This window comes from Providencia sp. LY12 (assembly GCF_057621555.1).
The window spans coordinates 3,248,373-3,265,761 of the sequence record NZ_CM172594.1 but is presented as its reverse complement, the minus strand read 5'-3'; the positions used below and the strand labels follow the sequence as shown (position 1 = coordinate 3,265,761).

Genomic DNA, 17,389 nt, shown 5'->3' with positions numbered 1-17,389 from the left:
AATAAGGTAATAAGCCTATTTATTGTTTATATTTGGTAACAATACAGTAAAAATACCCAATAATGGTAGAAAGGCACAATATTGATAAACTTGCTCAATGCTGGTTTGGTCAGCAATATGACCCAAGACAGCGGCACCAACGCCCCCCATACCAAAGGCTAAACCAAAGAATAGCCCTGAAACCATCCCTGTTTTACCTGGGATCAATTCTTGTGCGTATACCAAAATAGCCGAGAATGCTGAGGCTAAAATCATCCCGATAATCACCGTCAGGACGCCCGTCCAGAAGAGTGACGCGTGAGGTAAAATCAACGTAAATGGGGCAACGCCAAGGATAGAAAACCAGATAACATACTTACGCCCAATTTTATCGCCAACAGGACCACCAATCATGGTACCCGCCGCAACGGCGAATAAAAATACAAACAAGTGAATTTGAGCGTTTTGTACTGAAACACCAAACTTATCGATTAAATAGAAAGTGTAGTAGCTGCTAATGCTCGCTAAATAGAAATACTTTGAGAAAATTAAAACTAATAAAACGCTGAGCGAGCCAACCACGACTTTGCGAGGCAGTACTTTAACTTCTCCGTGAATAACAGGCTTTTTCTTTGCAGCGCGATGCTGCTGTTTATACCAACTGCTAACTTGCAAAAGAATAATAATGGCGAGTAGTGCCGCGAACGAGAACCAACCGATGTTGCCTTTACCATAAGGTTCAATGATCAGTGCGGCAAGTAGAGGACCTAATGATGCTCCGAGGTTGCCGCCCACTTGGAAAAAGGATTGGGCTAAACCATGGCGTCCACCAGATGCCATCCGTGCGACTCTTGATGATTCAGGATGGAAGACAGAAGAGCCAGTACCCACTAACGCAGCGGCTATCAAGATGGTTGGGAAGGTTTCTGCCATCGCTAATAGCAGTAAGCCCGACAAGGTAAAGCTCATGCCTATCGGTAAGGAATAGGGTTGAGGGTGTTTATCCGTGTAATAACCAATAATCGGCTGTAAAAGTGATGCCGTGACTTGGTAAGTGAGGGTGATCATCCCAATTTGAGCGAAGCTAAGGGAAAAATCAGATTGTAATAAGGGATAAATCGCTAATATTAGCGACTGGATCATGTCATTTAGTAAATGAGAGACACTGATTGCCGTCAGGATACTGAAAACGGTTTTTCCCGTTTTATTGGCGGGTTTGGCGCCGCCATTCGCTGCTGTTTGCTCACTCATGATCATCACTTTAGTTTGTTGCGTAATTGTAACCAATATAACTAATATAGAAATTATTTAAATGGCAATATGAGTGGCATGGGTAAATTGATGGAAAATATTAGTCGATCCAGATCTCATTTCTTTGTAACAGCGTTCTGTTTGTGCATAGCCGCTCAGATCTTGCCGTCATTTTTATGCTATAAGACTGAGTCTATTAACACATGGCTTATTAACTCATAAGCTTATTACGCATAAAAAACTACGTAATCGGTAGAGATTTCTATACCAGCAGGGAGAATGTATGAAACTGACATTTAAGGCATCCGCATGCGCATTAACTGTCTCGTTAGCGCTGTTACCCGCAGCGATGGCAAATGCGTGGGAAAAAGATAAAACCTACAACATCACTATTTTGCATACTAACGATCATCATGGTCATTTTTGGCACAATGAAAAAGGTGAGTATGGATTAGCGGCACAAAAAACCGTGGTTGATGAAATTCGTGACGAAGTGGCGAAGCAAGGCGGCAGTGTTTTATTACTCTCTGGTGGGGATATTAATACCGGTGTACCAGAGTCTGATTTGCAAGATGCTGAGCCTGATTTTAAAGGGATGAATTTGGTAGGCTACGATGCGATGGCACTTGGTAACCACGAATTTGATAACCCGCTAGAAGTCCTCAAGCAGCAAGAAAAATGGGCAACGTTCCCATTCTTATCTGCCAACATTTATCAAACCAGCACAGGTAAACGTCTGTTTAAACCTTATCAAGTCTTTGATAAGCAAGGTGTAAAAATTGCTGTTTTAGGCTTAACAACTGACGATACCGCGAAAATCGGTAACCCTGCGAACTTCCCTGATGTTGAATTCCGAGTCCCTGCCGCTGAAGCCAAAAAAGTGGTGGAAGAGCTACGCGCGACTGAGAAACCAGACATTATTATCGCGGCAACCCATATGGGGCACTACGATGATGGTAACCACGGTTCTAACGCACCGGGGGATGTGGAAATGGCGCGCAGCTTACCCGCGGGCTATTTAGATATGATAGTGGGTGGTCACTCACAAGACCCTGTTTGTATGTCTCAAGAGAACAAAAACTACAAGCAAGAAGACTATGTGCCAGGAACGCCATGTGCGCCAGACAACCAAAATGGCACCTGGATTGTTCAAGCCCATGAGTGGGGTAAATATGTAGGTCGTGCCGACTTTGAATTCAAAAACGGTAAATTCACCTTAAAACACTATCAGCTGATCCCAATTAACCTGAAGAAAAAAGTGAAGAAAGACGACGGTTCATCGGATTACGTCTACTACACACAGGAAATTGCGCATAACCCTGAAATGACAAAATTGCTAACCCCTTATCAAGATAAAGGCGACCAGCAATTAGGCGTGAAAGTCGGTTCAGTGGAAGGCAAGCTGGTGGGTGACCGTAATAAAGTGCGCTTTGAGCAAACCAATATGGGGCATTTACTACTGGCGGCTCAAAAAGAGCGTGCAGGGGCTGATTTTGCCATCATGAGCGGCGGCGGCGTGCGTGATTCCATCGAAAGCGGCGATATTACCTATAAAGATGTCCTGAAAGTTCAGCCATTTGCTAACGAATTAGTGTATGTGGACTTTAAAGGCGAAGAGGTTCTGCCGTATCTGCAAGCGGTCGCTAACATGAAACCTGACTCAGGTGCTTACGGTCAGTTCTATAATGTGAGCCTGACTCTGAATGCCGATGGCACAATCAGCGACGTGAAGATTGATGGCAAACCCGTCGATAAGAACAAAACTTACCGTATGGCGACATTAAACTTCAACGCGATTGGCGGTGACGGTTATCCAGCTATCGATAATCATCCAAACTACGTCAACACCGGTTTTGTGGATGCGGAAGTGCTCAAAGGCTATATTGAGAAACATTCTCCATTAAAAGCTGCTGATTACGAGCCAAAAGGCGAGATTGTTTATAAAAATAAATAATCGGTGATAAGTATGAAAAAGCCCCTTTATTGGGGCTTTTTGTTTTTTACGATTCTTTCTTAATATCCGCAAAGCTGGCATTTAACACACTTGCCAGATCGCTTGGGGCGAGTTCTAAATCCAAACCGCGCTTGCCACCGGAAATAAACATAGTCGTAAATTCTTGAGCTTGGCTATCAATCACGGTCGGAAGGCGTTTTTTCTGACCTAATGGGCTGATCCCACCCAGCAAATATCCCGTGGTTTTTTGGGCAATTTGCGGATCGGCCATTTCCACTTTTTTGACTTTAAATACCTTAGCAACAGATTTAAGATCGAGCTGCCCAGAAACTGGAGTGACAGCCACCGCTAAGGTTTTTTGATCGCCATTAAGCGCGACTAATAAGGTTTTGAAGACTTGCTTGGCATCTAAGCCTAATTTTTGGACGGCTTCATCACCAAAATTACTCTCATTAGGATCGTGATCATAAGGGTGTAGCGTGAATTTAATTTTTTGTTTTTCCAGTAATTTTACTGCCGGAGTCATAATTATTCCTTTTCTTTTTCAATGACTGGATTTGATCAATTATCGTTTCGTAAATAATCAATTAAGCTCTGTTCACCAAACAAGTGCAGTGCGCCTACGGCGACCACATAATTACCCGCAGGCAAGGTTTTCAGCTTTCTCGCCCATTCCTGATTGCGTTGAGTCATCAGCACATTATAAACCCCTTTGCTGAAGGTATTCGGTAATGTAACGCAATTTTCCGGTTGAAAATCCAACCACCAGCTAATCATGGTTTGCAAGGAGCGGGCATTGGCGCGCCAATGAATTAGGGTATCTTGCAATAATGGCAAACCATCATCGGGTAAATCGAGCAGTAATTGCACTTGGGAGTCTACACCTTCTAGCTCAATGATGGGCTTATTTTGGGCTAGTGTGTTATGGATCAGTTGGTAGTCAATTCCATAGTGACCTCGTAAACCCAATAACTGCGCTTGTGTGGCTTGCATCGTCAGGGCGACTTGCCAAGAGGGAAGATGGTCAAACTGAGTTGGGGATTGACGTATCTCTTGGCAGTATTGCGAAAACAGGGCAAATTCGGTGTCCGTTAATCGCTGGGAAATCGGCGCTATCAAGGCTGTAGACGTTGGGAAAGGTGAGTTTGCTTGCGTGATATCCGCCTCAACAATCAGCCCATCTGCGTGGTTGATTTTATCGAGCAAAGTGGCGGATAAGGGAAACATATTTTCGGTTCCCATATGAATACTGCCGACAATGTGCAGCTTTATATTATTAGGTAAGCGAACATCAACAGCAGGATAAGGATAATTCGGAGCCACTCCCCGGTGCAGCCAACTTTTTAAGTTTTCGAGTAGTTTTCCCATCTGATATTTATCCTGATTTAACGACTGAGATAAACAGAGTAAACAATCTTGTAGGAATTTGCGAATCACACCGCACGATACGGTCTATTACTAAAATATTGCCTATTACTAAACAGAAGAATTGCAGATAAAAAATAGCGCCTCATCATCAGGCGCTATTCATTATATTGCGTGAGTCATTATGCAAATTAGTCTTTGCGCTTTAATAGGCTTAATAGAGAGAATAAACCAAATGCACTGAAAATTAATTCGATACCGATTAATGCGGTTAACAGCGCAATCGAGGTAATAGGACCATTGCCAATTAATAAGTAAGCAATAAAGAAGTCCAGAACCCCGATAATAATCTGCATCCAACCACCCGCAGATTTAATTTGTTGGATACCGGCATATAGGCGCATTACCCCGCCAATAATAAACAGCGCCGCAATCACCATTGCCATGGCGATTAAGCCCTGTAAAGGCTCTTTGATAAATGCATAACCGACGATGCAGTAAATAATCCCGATGACAAACCCAAAGAGGCGAGACCAGCCCGTATAGATAGTGGTGCTCAGGATGCTCACAATGGCACCGACACCACTTAAGATTAATAGCACGCCCACAATAGCACTGACGGCAATACCAGAGGCAACTGGATTAGCTAAACAGGCGATACCACCTAGCAGTAATAACACGGCGAGAACCGCCAAAATATTACGTTGCTTTTTCACGTCACCATTGGCTAAGTTGGTGAGCTTTTCGCGATTAATATTTAACATGGAACCCTCAAACAGTGAAAATAATTAGAATCACTTAATTATAGAACAGGAATGATGAAGGCACTGAGGTATTCGGGCGATTTATTGCGTTGAGTCAAAATGTTGGAAAAGCCACCTTTAAGGTGTAAAGGTGGCTTGATAAGGCTATTTTTCAGGTTTGAAACGTAATAAACGGTTGGCGTTGCTGACCACGGTAATGGAAGAGAGCGCCATGGCGGCTCCTGCCACAACAGGGTTCAATAACGTGCCAGTAATTGGGTATAAAATACCGGCAGCAATCGGAATACCTAACGAGTTATACACGAAGGCACCAAACAAGTTCTGTTTCATATTACGCAGCGTTCCTTTGGAGATAGACACTGCGTCGGCAACGCCGTGTAGGCTTTGGCGCATTAAGGTAATTGACGCAGTTTCAATCGCAATATCACTGCCGCCACCCATGGCAATCCCGACATCCGCACGAGCAAGAGCGGGAGCATCGTTGATACCATCACCCACCATTGCCACTTTATGACCTTTGGCTTGCAAAGCTTCAATCGCCGCAGATTTTCCGTCTGGCATCACACCCGCAATCACTTCGTCAATTCCCGCCTCTTTGGCGATTGCTTTGGCTGTGACTGGGTTATCCCCGGTTAGCATCACTAAGCGGAAGCCTTGTTTATGCAGACGGGCGAGGGCGCTGACACTATCTTCACGTAATGGGTCGCGAATAGACAGTAGTGCTGCAATCTGACCATCAACCGCCAATAGCACCGGCGTGACCCCAAGAGACGCTTGCTGATGGAGCGTTTCATCGATTTCACGGGTATCAATCTGGTTTTCAGCCAGCAGTTTTTGATTGCCCAGTAAAACGGTTTTACCGTCAACAACCGCGGTGACACCTAATCCTGCCAAAGTTCTAAATTGCTGATTGGCAACAATATCCAGCCCTTTTGCACGGCTAACAATTGCACGAGCCAGCGGGTGGTTAGAACCACTTTCTAGGGACGCCGCAAATTGCAGAGCTTGTGACTCATTAAAACCGTTGAACAGGTGGATATCAGTAACTTGTGGCATGCCCTCAGTTAAGGTACCCGTTTTGTCAAAGACGATGGTATCGAGCTCGCTCGCTTGCTGTAAGGCATCGGCATCACGCACCAATACCCCAAACTCTGCGGCGCGACCGACACCGGATATAATCGACATCGGCGTTGCAAGACCTAAAGCACACGGACAGGCAATAATCAGTACCGTGGTCGTGATAACCAGCGCGTAGGTAATTTGTGGTGCGGGACCCACGAAATACCAAATTGCCCCTGAAATCACTGCAATAGCCACTACCACCGGGACAAACACCGCCGAAATTCGGTCAGCCAATTGTCCGATTTGCGGTTTACTGCTTTGCGCTTGGCGTACTAAGTAAATAATACGCGCTAACGTGGTTTGGCTACCCACTGCGGCGGCGCGGAATAACACGGTACCGTCTTGCACAACGGTTCCTGCGTGTACTGCATCGCCACGGCTTTTTTGCTGCGGGATAGGCTCACCCGTTAGCATCGCTTCATCCAGCCACACTTCGCCTTCAATGATTTCACCATCGACAGGGACACGATCCCCTGTGGTTAAGCGTAAAACCATGCCTTGTTTCACTTGAGCAAGGGGCATATCAACTTCCCCTTGCTCGGTGACAACGCGGGCCGTTGGCGGCGTTAAATCCAATAATCGCTCTAAGGCTTTGGAGGAACGCTGGCGTGCGCGCTGCTCAAGGGCATGACCTAAGTTGATGAGACCGATGATCATGGCGCTGGCTTCGTAATAAAGATGGCGAGCTTGTTCTGGGAACATCTCAGGCCAAATATTGACGACAATCGAATAGAGCCAAGCTGCCCCAGTACCTAAGGCAACCAAGGTATCCATGGTGGCACTGCCATTTTTTAAGCTTTGCCATGCACTGCGATAAAAATGCCCACCGGCAAAAATCATCACCAGCAGCGTTAATACCCCGATAGTGAGCCAAATGTTGTGGTTATCAGCGCTTAACATCATGTTGTCGCCGATCATCCCCCAAATCATCACGGGCACACCTAAAGCAAGGGCTAGCGCAGATTGCCAACGGAAGCGGCGCATATTCGCTTGAGCCACTTCTTGCTGGCGTTCACGACGCTTAGCTTCATCTTGGATGATTTCAGCGCCATAACCTGCTTTTACGACCGCTTCAACGAGGTCATCGGGCTTAGCGGTTCCAGTGACTAACGCACTGCGTTCCGCTAAGTTCACTCGTGCGTTTTCCACGCCAGGTACGCTATTAAGTGCCTTTTGCACTTTACTGACGCAGCTGGCGCAGGTCATGCCATCGAGTAATAATTGAATGCTGTCATCGGTCACGGCAATGTCAGGCTGTTCGCCAAGGTCAGACTCTTGTGCCGGAATATCACAAACTGCCGCTGAACCCGTTTCCGGCTGTTCAATTGATGTTTTCAGCGGCTCAGTTTTTGGGGAGCTAGCACCTTCTTGGGCAAGTTCTGCGTGGAATCCTGCGCCTTCTACCGCGGCGATTAAATCAGCTGCAGAGGCAGTGCCATAAACTTTCGCCAGTTGAGTATCTACAACCGCGGCAGCAACGCCTTCAACAGCTTCTAATGCTTGCTGGGTTTTTCCTGCACATTTCATGCAGTTTAAGCCAGAGAGTTGCAATTCAACATTTGGCGCAGTTGCTTCAGTGGCTTCATAGCCTGCATCGACAATGGTTTGAATGAGGGATTCGACGCTAGCGCTGCTTTCAATCACCGCGTAATCAATCGTGACGTTGACTGATTCAACATCAGGGCGTGCTTGCAGTGCTTTTGTCACGGAGCCGACGCAATGCATGCAGCTCAAACCTTGTAAGGATAGAATTATTTTCATTTTTGATTCTCCGAACCTTCTCATAACGAGGGGCTATAATTTGTACACAAAATCAGTCTATAATCCGCTATGTAGTTAAGGTTAAACCTTCCCACAAGGGGAAGGTCAAGGGGAATTATGAATATTAGTGAAATTGCCAAAAAAACCGGTCTGACTGCCAAAGCAATTCGCTTTTATGAAGATAAAGGGCTGATCACACCACCGGAACGCGGGGATAATAGTTATCGCTATTATCAAGCCAGACATCTCGATGAGCTGATGCTTTTAAAACAAGCTAAAGATGTGGGGTTTACGCTGGACGAGTGCGGGGAGTTGCTGGGATTGTTTCGTAATCCAAGCCGCCACAGTGCGGATGTGAAAAGTGCGACGATAGCGAAAATTGATGAAATTCAGCAGACGATTTTAAAGCTGTCGGCTATTCGGGATACGTTACAAGAATTAGTGGATGTCTGCCCCGGTGATGAAGGGGCAGACTGCCCGATTATTGACCATCTGGCGCGTGGCTGTTGTCACCATGGTAAGGCTTAACTTTTAGGGTGTTTCCGTCTACGGCGGTTACTTCCACTTCAGCTTCCGCTTTTAATGGGACGTCGCTGTATATGCGCCAACTGCCATCGGCGAGGCGCACGCGGCTAAACCCCTCTTCGGTATCAGTTAGCAAGCGTGCCCTAACACCAACCAGCTGGTGGCTGATTTGGTTGACATCATCGGCACGGCTGGCTTTGCGGTGGCTGAGCCATTTTCGCCATAAAATCGCAGAAACGACGGTAAATACCGCAAATAAGATACCTTGCCATTCCCAACTGAGGAATGGCAATGCAAAGGTGAGCACCCCAACGGTGACGGCGGCAATGCCGGACCAAAGTAGGTAGCCACCTGTACCAAGAAGTTCAGCAATCAGCAGTAATCCCCCAAGACATAGCCAAAACCAGACGGGTTGAGTGCTGATAAATTCTATCATTCTTTAGCCTGCTTTTTGCTTGCACCCATTTTTTTGCTTTCGCCAATGAGTTCAGTGATCCCACCAATCGCGCCCATTAAGTTGCTGGCTTCTAATGGCATCATGATCACTTTGCTATTTTCTGCCGAGCCAATGCTAGTAAGGGCGTCAGTGTATTTTTGTGCCACAAAGTAGTTGATAGCCTGCATATCACCGGCGGCGATCGCCTCAGAAACCATTTGAGTCGCTTTGGCTTCTGCTTCAGCCGCTCGCTCACGCGCTTCTGCTTGTAAGAAGGCAGATTGACGTTCACCTTCCGCTTTCAAAATTTGCGACTGCTTTTCACCTTCCGCTTTTAAGATAGCCGCTTGACGAATACCTTCCGCTTCCAGAATATCGGCACGTTTGGTTCGTTCTGCTTTCATCTGGGCGTTCATCGCACTGACCAGTTCTTTTGGCGGTTTGACATCACGAATTTCAATACGGGTGATTTTTACGCCCCACGGGTTGGTGGCTTCATCCACTACGTGCAGTAAGCGACCATTGATAGAATCACGCTGGGAGAGCATTTCATCCAGCTCCATCGCCCCAAGAACCGTACGGATGTTAGTCATGATCAGGTTCAGAACGGATAATTCTAAATTACTGACTTCATACGCCGCACGCACTGGGTCAATTACTTGAATAAAGCAGACTGCATCAATGGTCACGTTGGCATTATCACGAGAGATAACTTCTTGGGATGGAATATCAAGGACTTGCTCCATCATATTGATACGGCGACCAATTTTATCCATAAATGGCACTAAAAGGTGTAAACCCGGCTGTAAAGTGCGGGTATAACGCCCAAAGCGCTCAACTGTCCACTGGAAGCCTTGTGGTACCGTTTTTACGCAGGTGGTAACGATAACAACAGCAATAATGACAAGAATAACAACTGGTAGCGCACCAGACGCGAACAAATCCATAGGTAATCCTTAACTAGTAAAGTAATGAATAAACTTGGCGACGGAACTTGCTCGCAAGTGCATCACCTGTTCCCATTGCTGACATGATATCCATCATGGTTTTTTTGATTGCGCCATCCCCTGCGTTTAAGTCTTTGCGTAAGAAGGTGAGCAGCATGTCTAACGCTTCTTCATTGCGATTGACTTCGTGAAGCTTTAACGCCAGTTGAACGGCTAACGTAGTATTTTCTTGATCTTGATTGAATTCTTTTATCAGCTGCTGAATTTCTGGGGTATCCGCAGCTTGCTTGGTTAATTCGATTTGAGCCACTAATCCTTGATAACGGCTGTCTTTATCTTGCATTGGCACGGTAGCTAACAAGGCTTCTGCATCATCAATTAAATGTAGACCAATTTGCACTTCAGCTAATAAGAACGTGATATCGCTGTTTTTAGGCGCAAGTTGGTTGGCTTCTTTCAGTAATGGCAGAGCCTCTTGAAGTTTGCCTTCCGCCACTAATTCAGCGGCTTGCGCAGCTTTTAACTCTTCTGGGCTTGGTAATACGCGAGAGAGTATTTGCAGCACAGCTTCTTCAGGCTGTGGACCTTCGAAGCCATCAACTGGGCGACCATTTTGCAGCACATAAACCGTTGGAACGCCTTTTAAGCCAAACTGGCTGGCGATCATTTGTTCTTCATCGCAGTTAACTTTTGCGAGGATAAATAGCCCTGCGTAGTCTTGAGCAATACGCTCTAACATGCTGGTGAATTCTAAGCTTTGTGGGCTGCGTGGTGACCAAAAGTAGAACATGACAGGCATGTTCATGGATTGTTCGATGGTCTGGTGTAGGTTGGTCTCGTTAATATCAATAATTTGTGCGTTAGCTAACATAAACAGTCTCTTTAAAATTCGTTATTAATCATGTCAATGAAATGGGGGCTTAGTTCTGTTTTTTCAATCTTTCTTGCCCTGACCCGCGAGGACTTTGTCCATCAGCTTATCGGGTAATACACGTTTTAGTATACGCACAAAAACCGTTAATAATGTGACAGAGTAGCGTACACGTGGACGCGGATTCTCTAATGCCAAAATCAATTTTTTGACCACATCTTCAGGATATAAGGTAAATTTTGCGGCAATCCCCGGATTCTTAACTGGCTTATCTTGCTGAGTTTGCGCCACATTTTGGGTAAAGGCACTGTGGATGGGACCGGGTTCAATTAAGCTGACGTGAATACCAGAACCTTGTAGCTCCAAACGCAACGCATCTGACCAAGCTTCCAACGCGTATTTACTGGCGGCATAGGCTCCACGACCTGGCGTTGAGATAATGCCCATCACGGAGCTAGTTTGCACAATACGACCTTCATGGTGTGGCAGCATGGCGGGAAGCAGCAGGAAGGTCAATTGGTGAACTCCGAAAAAATTACTGGAGAATTGGGATTCCAATTGCTGGCGGCTCACGGTGTTCAATGGGCCATATACCCCGAATCCGGCGTTATTGAATAATCCGAAAAGTTTCCCATTACAGAGCGTCAGAACCTGCTGAGCAGCGGCCTCAACACTTACCGGGTCATCTAAATCTAACGCCACAGTTTCGAAGCCAAGTGATTGTAATCGTTCAATATCAGCCTGTTTTCGACATGTGGCTATCACATGATAACCACGTTGTTTTAAAGTCTGCGCAGCGCACAATCCTATGCCACTTGACGCCCCTGTCACTAATACCGTTTTTTGCATAACTTTACCTACTCTGGGCTAAATGTTCGCTATCATATTGGTTCATTATAATTTATTTATCTAACAAATTTATTTAGCTAATAACTTTATTATTGTTAATAAGGTTATTTGGCTAATAACATTATTTTGTTAACAAATAGGGCGATAGCTGTTTTTCCATAAAATCTGCAATCGTGGGCTGGGCTTGCTCAGTGGGATGAATACCATCAGGTTGGATCCATTCCGGTTTGGTGATCACGCTTTCCATAAAAAATGGGATCAGCGGAAGGTTATTTTTTTCAGCCAGCGTTGGGTACACTTTTTCAAAGCTGGATGTGTAGCGTTTACCATAGTTTGGCGGGATACGAATTTGCATTAAGAGCGGTTTAGCACCATTTTGCTCTATTTGGTCGATAATCTGTTGTAATGTTATACCTAACTGTTCAACAGATAGCCCTTGCAAACCATCATTAGCTCCCAGCTCAATCAGCACCCAGTCAGGTTTGTGCTGGGCTAGAAGAGTGGGGAGACGTTCTAACCCTTGAGAGGCGGTATTTCCACTAATACTGCCATTAATAACTAAAATCGGTGGCAACATTACTTGCCAACGTTCGGCAAGTAATGTTGCCCAAGCTTGCTCGGCGGGTATTCGATAGCCTGCACTAAGACTATCGCCGAGGATCAATAGTTTCGTTGCCGCGAGCGTTTGTCCGCTGGCGGTAACTAACAGGAGAAAAACCAATATATGTCGGCGCAAAATATTCTTGAAGTTCATCATCTCATTAAACGTGTTGGTCAAGGTGAACATGAACTGACTATATTGCAAGGAGTCGAGCTAATTGTCGAGTCTGGTCAGACAATTGCTTTAATTGGTGAGTCAGGTTCAGGAAAGTCCACCTTATTAGGCATTATTGCTGGGTTGGATGATGGCTCTAGCGGCACCGTGAAGTTACTTGACCAAGACTTAACGACCATGGACGAAGAAGCTCGGGCGCGATTACGGGCGCAAAGTGTCGGCTTTGTTTTCCAATCTTTTATGTTAATTCCAACGCTGAACGCCCTTGAAAATGTCCAATTGCCTTCTTTACTGCGCGGTGAATCCGAAACCAAAAGTCATCAGCAGGCGGTGAGCTTACTGACGGATTTAGGGTTAGGAAATCGCTTAAAACATATGCCAGCTCAGCTTTCAGGCGGTGAGCAGCAGCGTGTGGCATTGGCTCGGGCGTTTAATGGTCAGCCTCAAATCTTATTTGCTGATGAACCTACAGGAAATCTTGACCGCCATACGGGAGATAAAATCGCCGATTTGTTATTTGCGATGAATAAAGAGCACGGAACCACGCTGATTTTGGTCACTCATGACAATGAGTTAGCCGCCCGTTGCCAACGTCGATTACGGTTAGTTGATGGGCAATTGAGGGAAGAGTCATGATTTGGCGCTGGTTTTGGCGTGAATGGAAAACGCCGTCTCTGTTGATTGTGTGGCTAGCATTAACCTTGGCAGTCGCCTGTGTGCTGGCGTTAGGGCGGATCAGCGATCGCATTGAAAATAGCATGAGCTATCAGAGCCAAGAGCTACTCGCGGGGGATTTGGTGCTGCGTTCTTCCCATCCGAGTGAGCCAACATGGCTTGCCGCAGCGCAGCAAGCAGGCCTGACATTGAGCCAGCAAATTTCATTTTCAACTATGGCGTATTCTACCGCTGATGAAGAGGGGCGTCCGCAGTTAGTGTTAGTAAAAGCGGCAGATGCGAGTTATCCACTATACGGTGACTTAGTGACCGAGCCTGCGGGGTTAAAACCCACTAAAGGGCATATTCTCGTCGCCCCGAGATTATTGGAATTACTGAACTTAAAGGTTGGCGAACAGATTGATATCGGCGATGGGACGTTTACGATTTCAGGGACGTTAATTCAGGAACCTGATAGTGGTTTTAACCCCTTTCAAATTGCGCCAAGGGTGTTGATCTCGATTGAGGATGCACCATTAACTGGGGCAATTCAAGTGGGAAGCCGTTTAACGTATCGCGATATGTTTGCGGGTTCTCGCCAAGCGATTGATGCATTCAAAGAGAAATATGATGCTCAATTACGTAGCGATCAGCGCTGGTATACCCTGGATGATGACAGCGGCGCGGTCGGGAAAACCTTTAAGCGTGCTCAGCAGTTTTTGCTGCTATCGGTGTTGCTAACGCTGTTATTGGCGATCGCGGCGGTAGTGGTGTCGATGACCCATTATTGTCGAAGCCGTCACCAGCTTATTGCGGTTTTGAAGACCTTAGGGGCAGGCCGAGGTGCATTACGTAAGTGGATCATTGGTCAGTGGTTAGTGATTTTAGTGGCAGCGGCATTATTAGGGTCTTTGCTGGGGCTGGCTTTTGAAGGCATTTTAATGCAGATATTGTCGGCTATGTTACCTAAAGCCTTGCCGAGCGCCAGTTTTTGGCCGTGGATATGGGCAGTGGCAACGCTGTTTATTATCGCGATTATTGTGGGGATCCGTCCTTACTATCAATTGATGGGAACCCAGCCTTCTCGTGTATTACGGGAAGATGCCAAATCACCAATTTGGCCACTGTATTATTATCTGCCTGTGGTTACGTTGATAGTGGTCGGCGGGTTATTCCTATTTGCAGGGGTAAACCCACTATTATGGTCAATCTTGCTGGGAATTGTTGTGGTTGCGGTGCTCCTAGCGTTGATTGGTTGGCTAGGGCTGTGGTTGCTGAGGAAAATACAGTTTCGTCAGCTAAGCTTGCGTTTATCAGTGAGTCGCTTATTGCGTCAGCCATTGCAAACTATTACCCAGATGAGCGCATTTTCATTGTCATTTATGTTATTGGCATTGTTGATTTTGGTTCGAGGGGATCTTTTAGATCGCTGGCAGCAGCAGCTACCAGCAGATAGCCCGAATTATTTTCTGATCAATATGACTCAGTCTCAGCTTGATCCTGTTACCCAGCTTTTAAAGCAGTACGAGGTTACACCAACAGAGTTTAATCCGGTTGTGTTAGCGCGTTTATCGGAAATTAATGACCAGTCTGCGATTGAGTGGGCGGATGCTCGCGATCCCAATAATAATACGGTTAGGCGAGAGCTAAGCTTAACGTGGCAATCAACATTGCCGGCTGCAAACGAGTTAGAGCAAGGCAGTTGGCCGCCGAAAGCGGGAGAAGTTTCCATTGAGCAAACTGTCGTTAAAGAGTTAGGACTAAAAATCGGCGATAAATTGACGTTCAATGCGGGATCGCAGATCTTCACAGCAAAAGTTAGCAGTATTCGTAAAGTGGACTGGGAAAGTTTGCGCCCAAATTTCTACTTTATTTTTGCGGAAGAAACGTTATCGCCAATGCCAGAAACATGGTTGAGTAGCTTCCATTATGATGGCGATGGGCAGTTGTTAACCCAGCTGAGTCATCAGTACCCAACTATTAATGTGTTGGATACTGGCGCTATCATCACGCAAATTCAGCAGATTTTACAGCAGGTCAGCCAAGCTTTAGAAGTGATGGTGGTTTTGGTGATTTTCTGTGGCTTATTATTGTTGCTCGCACAGATTCAAGTGGGTATGAGCCAACGAGAGCGTGAGCTGGTGGTGTATCGTACTCTTGGTGCGAGCAAAAAATTGATGCGCCGTACTTTATGGAGTGAATTTGCTTTACTCGGCGCAATGGCGGGGCTTGCCGCGGCATTTGGAGCTGAAGTGGCACTATGGTTACTGCAAACTAAGGTCTTTGATTTCCCGTGGCAGCCAGAATGGCGCCTGTGGGTGTTATTGCCGCTCTGTGCTGGGTTCTTGTTATCGGTGTGTGGCAGTTGGCTGGGGCTGAGGTTACTCGGCACTGGCAATCAGCATCGTCGATTATCGAACGGTTAAATGTATAAAAAGTAGAATAGTCACGAAGGTGGCTATTCTACTTAAAAATGAAAATCGGATGCTTGAGCTTCGCTGTATAGATTTTTTAAGTTGATGTATCCGACATCAAATAAATATTATTTTGTTAGTGTGATTGGTTAAACGAACTGTCTCTAATCCTTCACAAAACCTTCATTCGCCACGGTTATGATTCCGCCATCAATTATTGATGGTATGAAATAGGAAAATAACAATGGTTCTCCTTACACCAATAACTTTCAAACTAACATCCCTTTCTTTATTAATTGGTTTACTCTCATTTAGCACCGCAGGGGTTGCTCAACAAATTTCACAGAAACAAGTGCCAGCCACACTTGCTGGGCATGCCATTTTATCGGTGGATGCGACAGTACCAACGCCGGAAAATGCACCTTCGGATATGCAACATAGTGGCAAATACACTACAGGAACCCGCGTTGATACACTGAATAAAGTGGAGGGAAAATCCGATGGGCGCCCAACAGGTAAGTTTGTTCCAATCAAGGGGCAACCGTTACAAGGTCATTCAGGTATCAAGCGTATGGCTGATGGTACCTACTGGGTTCTCACAGATAACGGTTTTGGGAATAAAATGAATTCCCCTGACTCTATGCTGTATTTAACTCAGTATGATATTGATTTTAAAACGGGGAAAGCCAACCCGTTGAAAACAATTTTCTTCCACGATCCCAACAAAATTATTCCTTTTCATATTATTAACGAAAGCAGTGAAAAGCGTTATTTGACGGGAAGTGACTTTGATCCAGAAAGTTTTCAATTTGCCGATGGTTCCTTATGGGTGGGTGATGAATTTGGGCCTTATCTCATCAAAATGGATTTAAATGGCAAGGTGTTGGCGCTATTTGAAACGCAAGTTGAAGGCAAGAAAGTCATTTCCCCTGACCACTACACACTGACAACACCGGGCAAACCTGCGGATAAAGTGACTTTCCAAGTCAATCGCTCAAAAGGTTTTGAAGGAATGGCATCATCACCGGATGGAACCAAACTTTATCCGATGTTGGAAGGGGCTTTGTGGCAAGAAGATAAACAAGACTATGAGAATGTGAACGGCAAAAAAGCGGCGCGTATTCTTGAATTTGATGTGAAAAAGCAAGATTGGACTGGGCGCAGTTGGTTATATGTTTTTGAAGATAATCAAAATGCCATCGGTGATTTTAACCTGATTGATGACACTCACGGTTTGATTATCGAACGTGATAATGGGGAAGGCACTGCGGATAAAGCGTGCGCTGAAGGCGAAAAAAACAAAGAAAACTGCTTTAGCAACTTAGCAAAATTCAAACGTGTTTATCGCATTGAATTTTCAGATAAAAATGTAGGTGATACAGTGGATAAACAAGCCTATGTTGACTTAATGAACATCCAAGACCCTAACAAGCTAGCCAGGAAACCACTAAATGATGGGGTATTTACCTTCCCATTCTTCACGATTGAAAATGTGGATGTGGTGGATAATGAACATATTATCGTCGGTAACGATAATAACTACCCGTTCTCTTCCAGTCGTGAACCCAATCAAGCGGATGATAATGAATTTATCTTGCTGAAAGTACCAGAGTTATTGAAGTAATTTGTAATCGGTTATGCCGGTAAGAAGTAGAACGTGTAAATGGATCCTTGTTTTCCCTTGGTTTGATAATTTGCTCGGGTTGCCCCGAGCTTTTTTCT

15 protein-coding genes are annotated in these 17,389 nt (G+C 45.5%); 5 read left to right on the top strand and 10 right to left on the bottom strand.

Annotated features, from left to right (window positions below; all coding sequences use genetic code 11):
* Positions 1-15 precede the first annotated feature (15 nt).
* Positions 16-1,230 (bottom strand): MFS transporter, encoded by a 1,215-nt coding sequence (locus tag ACY3ZI_RS15695; protein ID WP_249215531.1) that lies wholly within the window; start codon positions 1,228-1,230, stop codon positions 16-18.
* Positions 1,231-1,513: 283 nt separating this feature from the next.
* On the opposite strand from ACY3ZI_RS15695, the gene ushA reads away from it, so the two are divergent.
* Positions 1,514-3,184 (top strand): bifunctional UDP-sugar hydrolase/5'-nucleotidase UshA, encoded by a 1,671-nt coding sequence (gene ushA, locus ACY3ZI_RS15690; RefSeq protein ID WP_036952517.1) that lies wholly within the window; start codon positions 1,514-1,516, stop codon positions 3,182-3,184.
* Positions 3,185-3,230: 46 nt separating this feature from the next.
* Here ushA and ybaK read toward each other — a convergent pair whose 3' ends face one another.
* From ybaK to copA, 4 genes are all read right to left on the bottom strand, one after another.
* Positions 3,231-3,710, bottom strand: coding sequence for a Cys-tRNA(Pro)/Cys-tRNA(Cys) deacylase YbaK (ybaK, locus tag ACY3ZI_RS15685; RefSeq protein ID WP_036952167.1), 480 nt, complete (start codon positions 3,708-3,710; stop codon positions 3,231-3,233).
* A 35-nt stretch (positions 3,711-3,745) separates the two neighbouring features.
* Positions 3,746-4,552: a TraB/GumN family protein gene (locus ACY3ZI_RS15680; RefSeq protein WP_487375479.1), complete on the bottom strand. Its 807-nt coding sequence runs from the start codon at positions 4,550-4,552 to the stop codon at positions 3,746-3,748.
* A 188-nt stretch (positions 4,553-4,740) separates the two neighbouring features.
* Complete coding sequence (locus tag ACY3ZI_RS15675; protein WP_036952163.1) at positions 4,741-5,313, bottom strand: HdeD family acid-resistance protein; 573 nt, start codon at positions 5,311-5,313, stop codon at positions 4,741-4,743.
* 144 nt (positions 5,314-5,457) lie between these two features.
* Positions 5,458-8,196 (bottom strand): copper-exporting P-type ATPase CopA, encoded by a 2,739-nt coding sequence (gene copA, locus ACY3ZI_RS15670; protein WP_487375478.1) that lies wholly within the window; start codon positions 8,194-8,196, stop codon positions 5,458-5,460.
* Positions 8,197-8,313: 117 nt separating this feature from the next.
* Here copA and cueR point away from each other — a divergent pair, with 117 nt between their 5' ends.
* The gene (cueR, locus tag ACY3ZI_RS15665; RefSeq protein WP_036952159.1) at positions 8,314-8,724 is read left to right on the top strand and encodes a Cu(I)-responsive transcriptional regulator; all 411 of its coding nucleotides are present in this window, start codon (positions 8,314-8,316) and stop codon (positions 8,722-8,724) included.
* Here the strand turns inward: cueR and ACY3ZI_RS15660 are convergent.
* The 5 genes from ACY3ZI_RS15660 to tesA all read right to left on the bottom strand — a co-directional run bounded on the left by ACY3ZI_RS15660 (position 8,678) and on the right by tesA (position 12,581).
* Positions 8,678-9,157 carry an NfeD family protein gene (locus tag ACY3ZI_RS15660; RefSeq protein WP_132496721.1) on the bottom strand — a complete coding sequence of 160 codons (480 nt, stop codon included), beginning with the start codon at positions 9,155-9,157 and terminating at the stop codon, positions 8,678-8,680. The genes cueR and ACY3ZI_RS15660 overlap by 47 nt on opposite strands.
* Positions 9,154-10,104 carry an SPFH domain-containing protein gene (locus ACY3ZI_RS15655; RefSeq protein ID WP_036952154.1) on the bottom strand — a complete coding sequence of 317 codons (951 nt, stop codon included), beginning with the start codon at positions 10,102-10,104 and terminating at the stop codon, positions 9,154-9,156. The genes ACY3ZI_RS15660 and ACY3ZI_RS15655 overlap by 4 nt, the downstream gene beginning before the upstream one ends.
* Positions 10,105-10,117: 13 nt before the next feature.
* Positions 10,118-10,975, bottom strand: a complete 858-nt coding sequence (locus ACY3ZI_RS15650; protein ID WP_036952152.1) for a co-chaperone YbbN — start codon at positions 10,973-10,975, stop codon at positions 10,118-10,120.
* Between the two features lie 63 nt (positions 10,976-11,038).
* The gene (locus ACY3ZI_RS15645) at positions 11,039-11,824 is read right to left on the bottom strand and encodes an SDR family oxidoreductase (RefSeq protein WP_487375477.1); all 786 of its coding nucleotides are present in this window, start codon (positions 11,822-11,824) and stop codon (positions 11,039-11,041) included.
* Positions 11,825-11,945: 121 nt separating this feature from the next.
* Entirely contained in the window at positions 11,946-12,581 is a 636-nt protein-coding gene (gene tesA, locus ACY3ZI_RS15640; protein ID WP_487375476.1) for a multifunctional acyl-CoA thioesterase I/protease I/lysophospholipase L1, read from the bottom strand.
* On the opposite strand from tesA, the gene ybbA reads away from it, so the two are divergent.
* The 3 genes from ybbA to ACY3ZI_RS15625 all read left to right on the top strand — a co-directional run bounded on the left by ybbA (position 12,549) and on the right by ACY3ZI_RS15625 (position 17,291).
* Positions 12,549-13,235 (top strand): putative ABC transporter ATP-binding protein YbbA, encoded by a 687-nt coding sequence (ybbA, locus tag ACY3ZI_RS15635; RefSeq protein ID WP_036952147.1) that lies wholly within the window; start codon positions 12,549-12,551, stop codon positions 13,233-13,235. The genes tesA and ybbA overlap by 33 nt on opposite strands.
* Positions 13,232-15,679: a putative ABC transporter permease subunit YbbP gene (gene ybbP, locus ACY3ZI_RS15630; protein WP_487375475.1), complete on the top strand. Its 2,448-nt coding sequence runs from the start codon at positions 13,232-13,234 to the stop codon at positions 15,677-15,679. Before ybbA ends, ybbP begins: the two co-directional genes overlap by 4 nt.
* A 232-nt stretch (positions 15,680-15,911) precedes the next feature.
* Complete coding sequence (locus tag ACY3ZI_RS15625; RefSeq protein ID WP_487375474.1) at positions 15,912-17,291, top strand: esterase-like activity of phytase family protein; 1,380 nt, start codon at positions 15,912-15,914, stop codon at positions 17,289-17,291.
* The last annotated feature ends 98 nt before the right edge of the window (positions 17,292-17,389 follow it).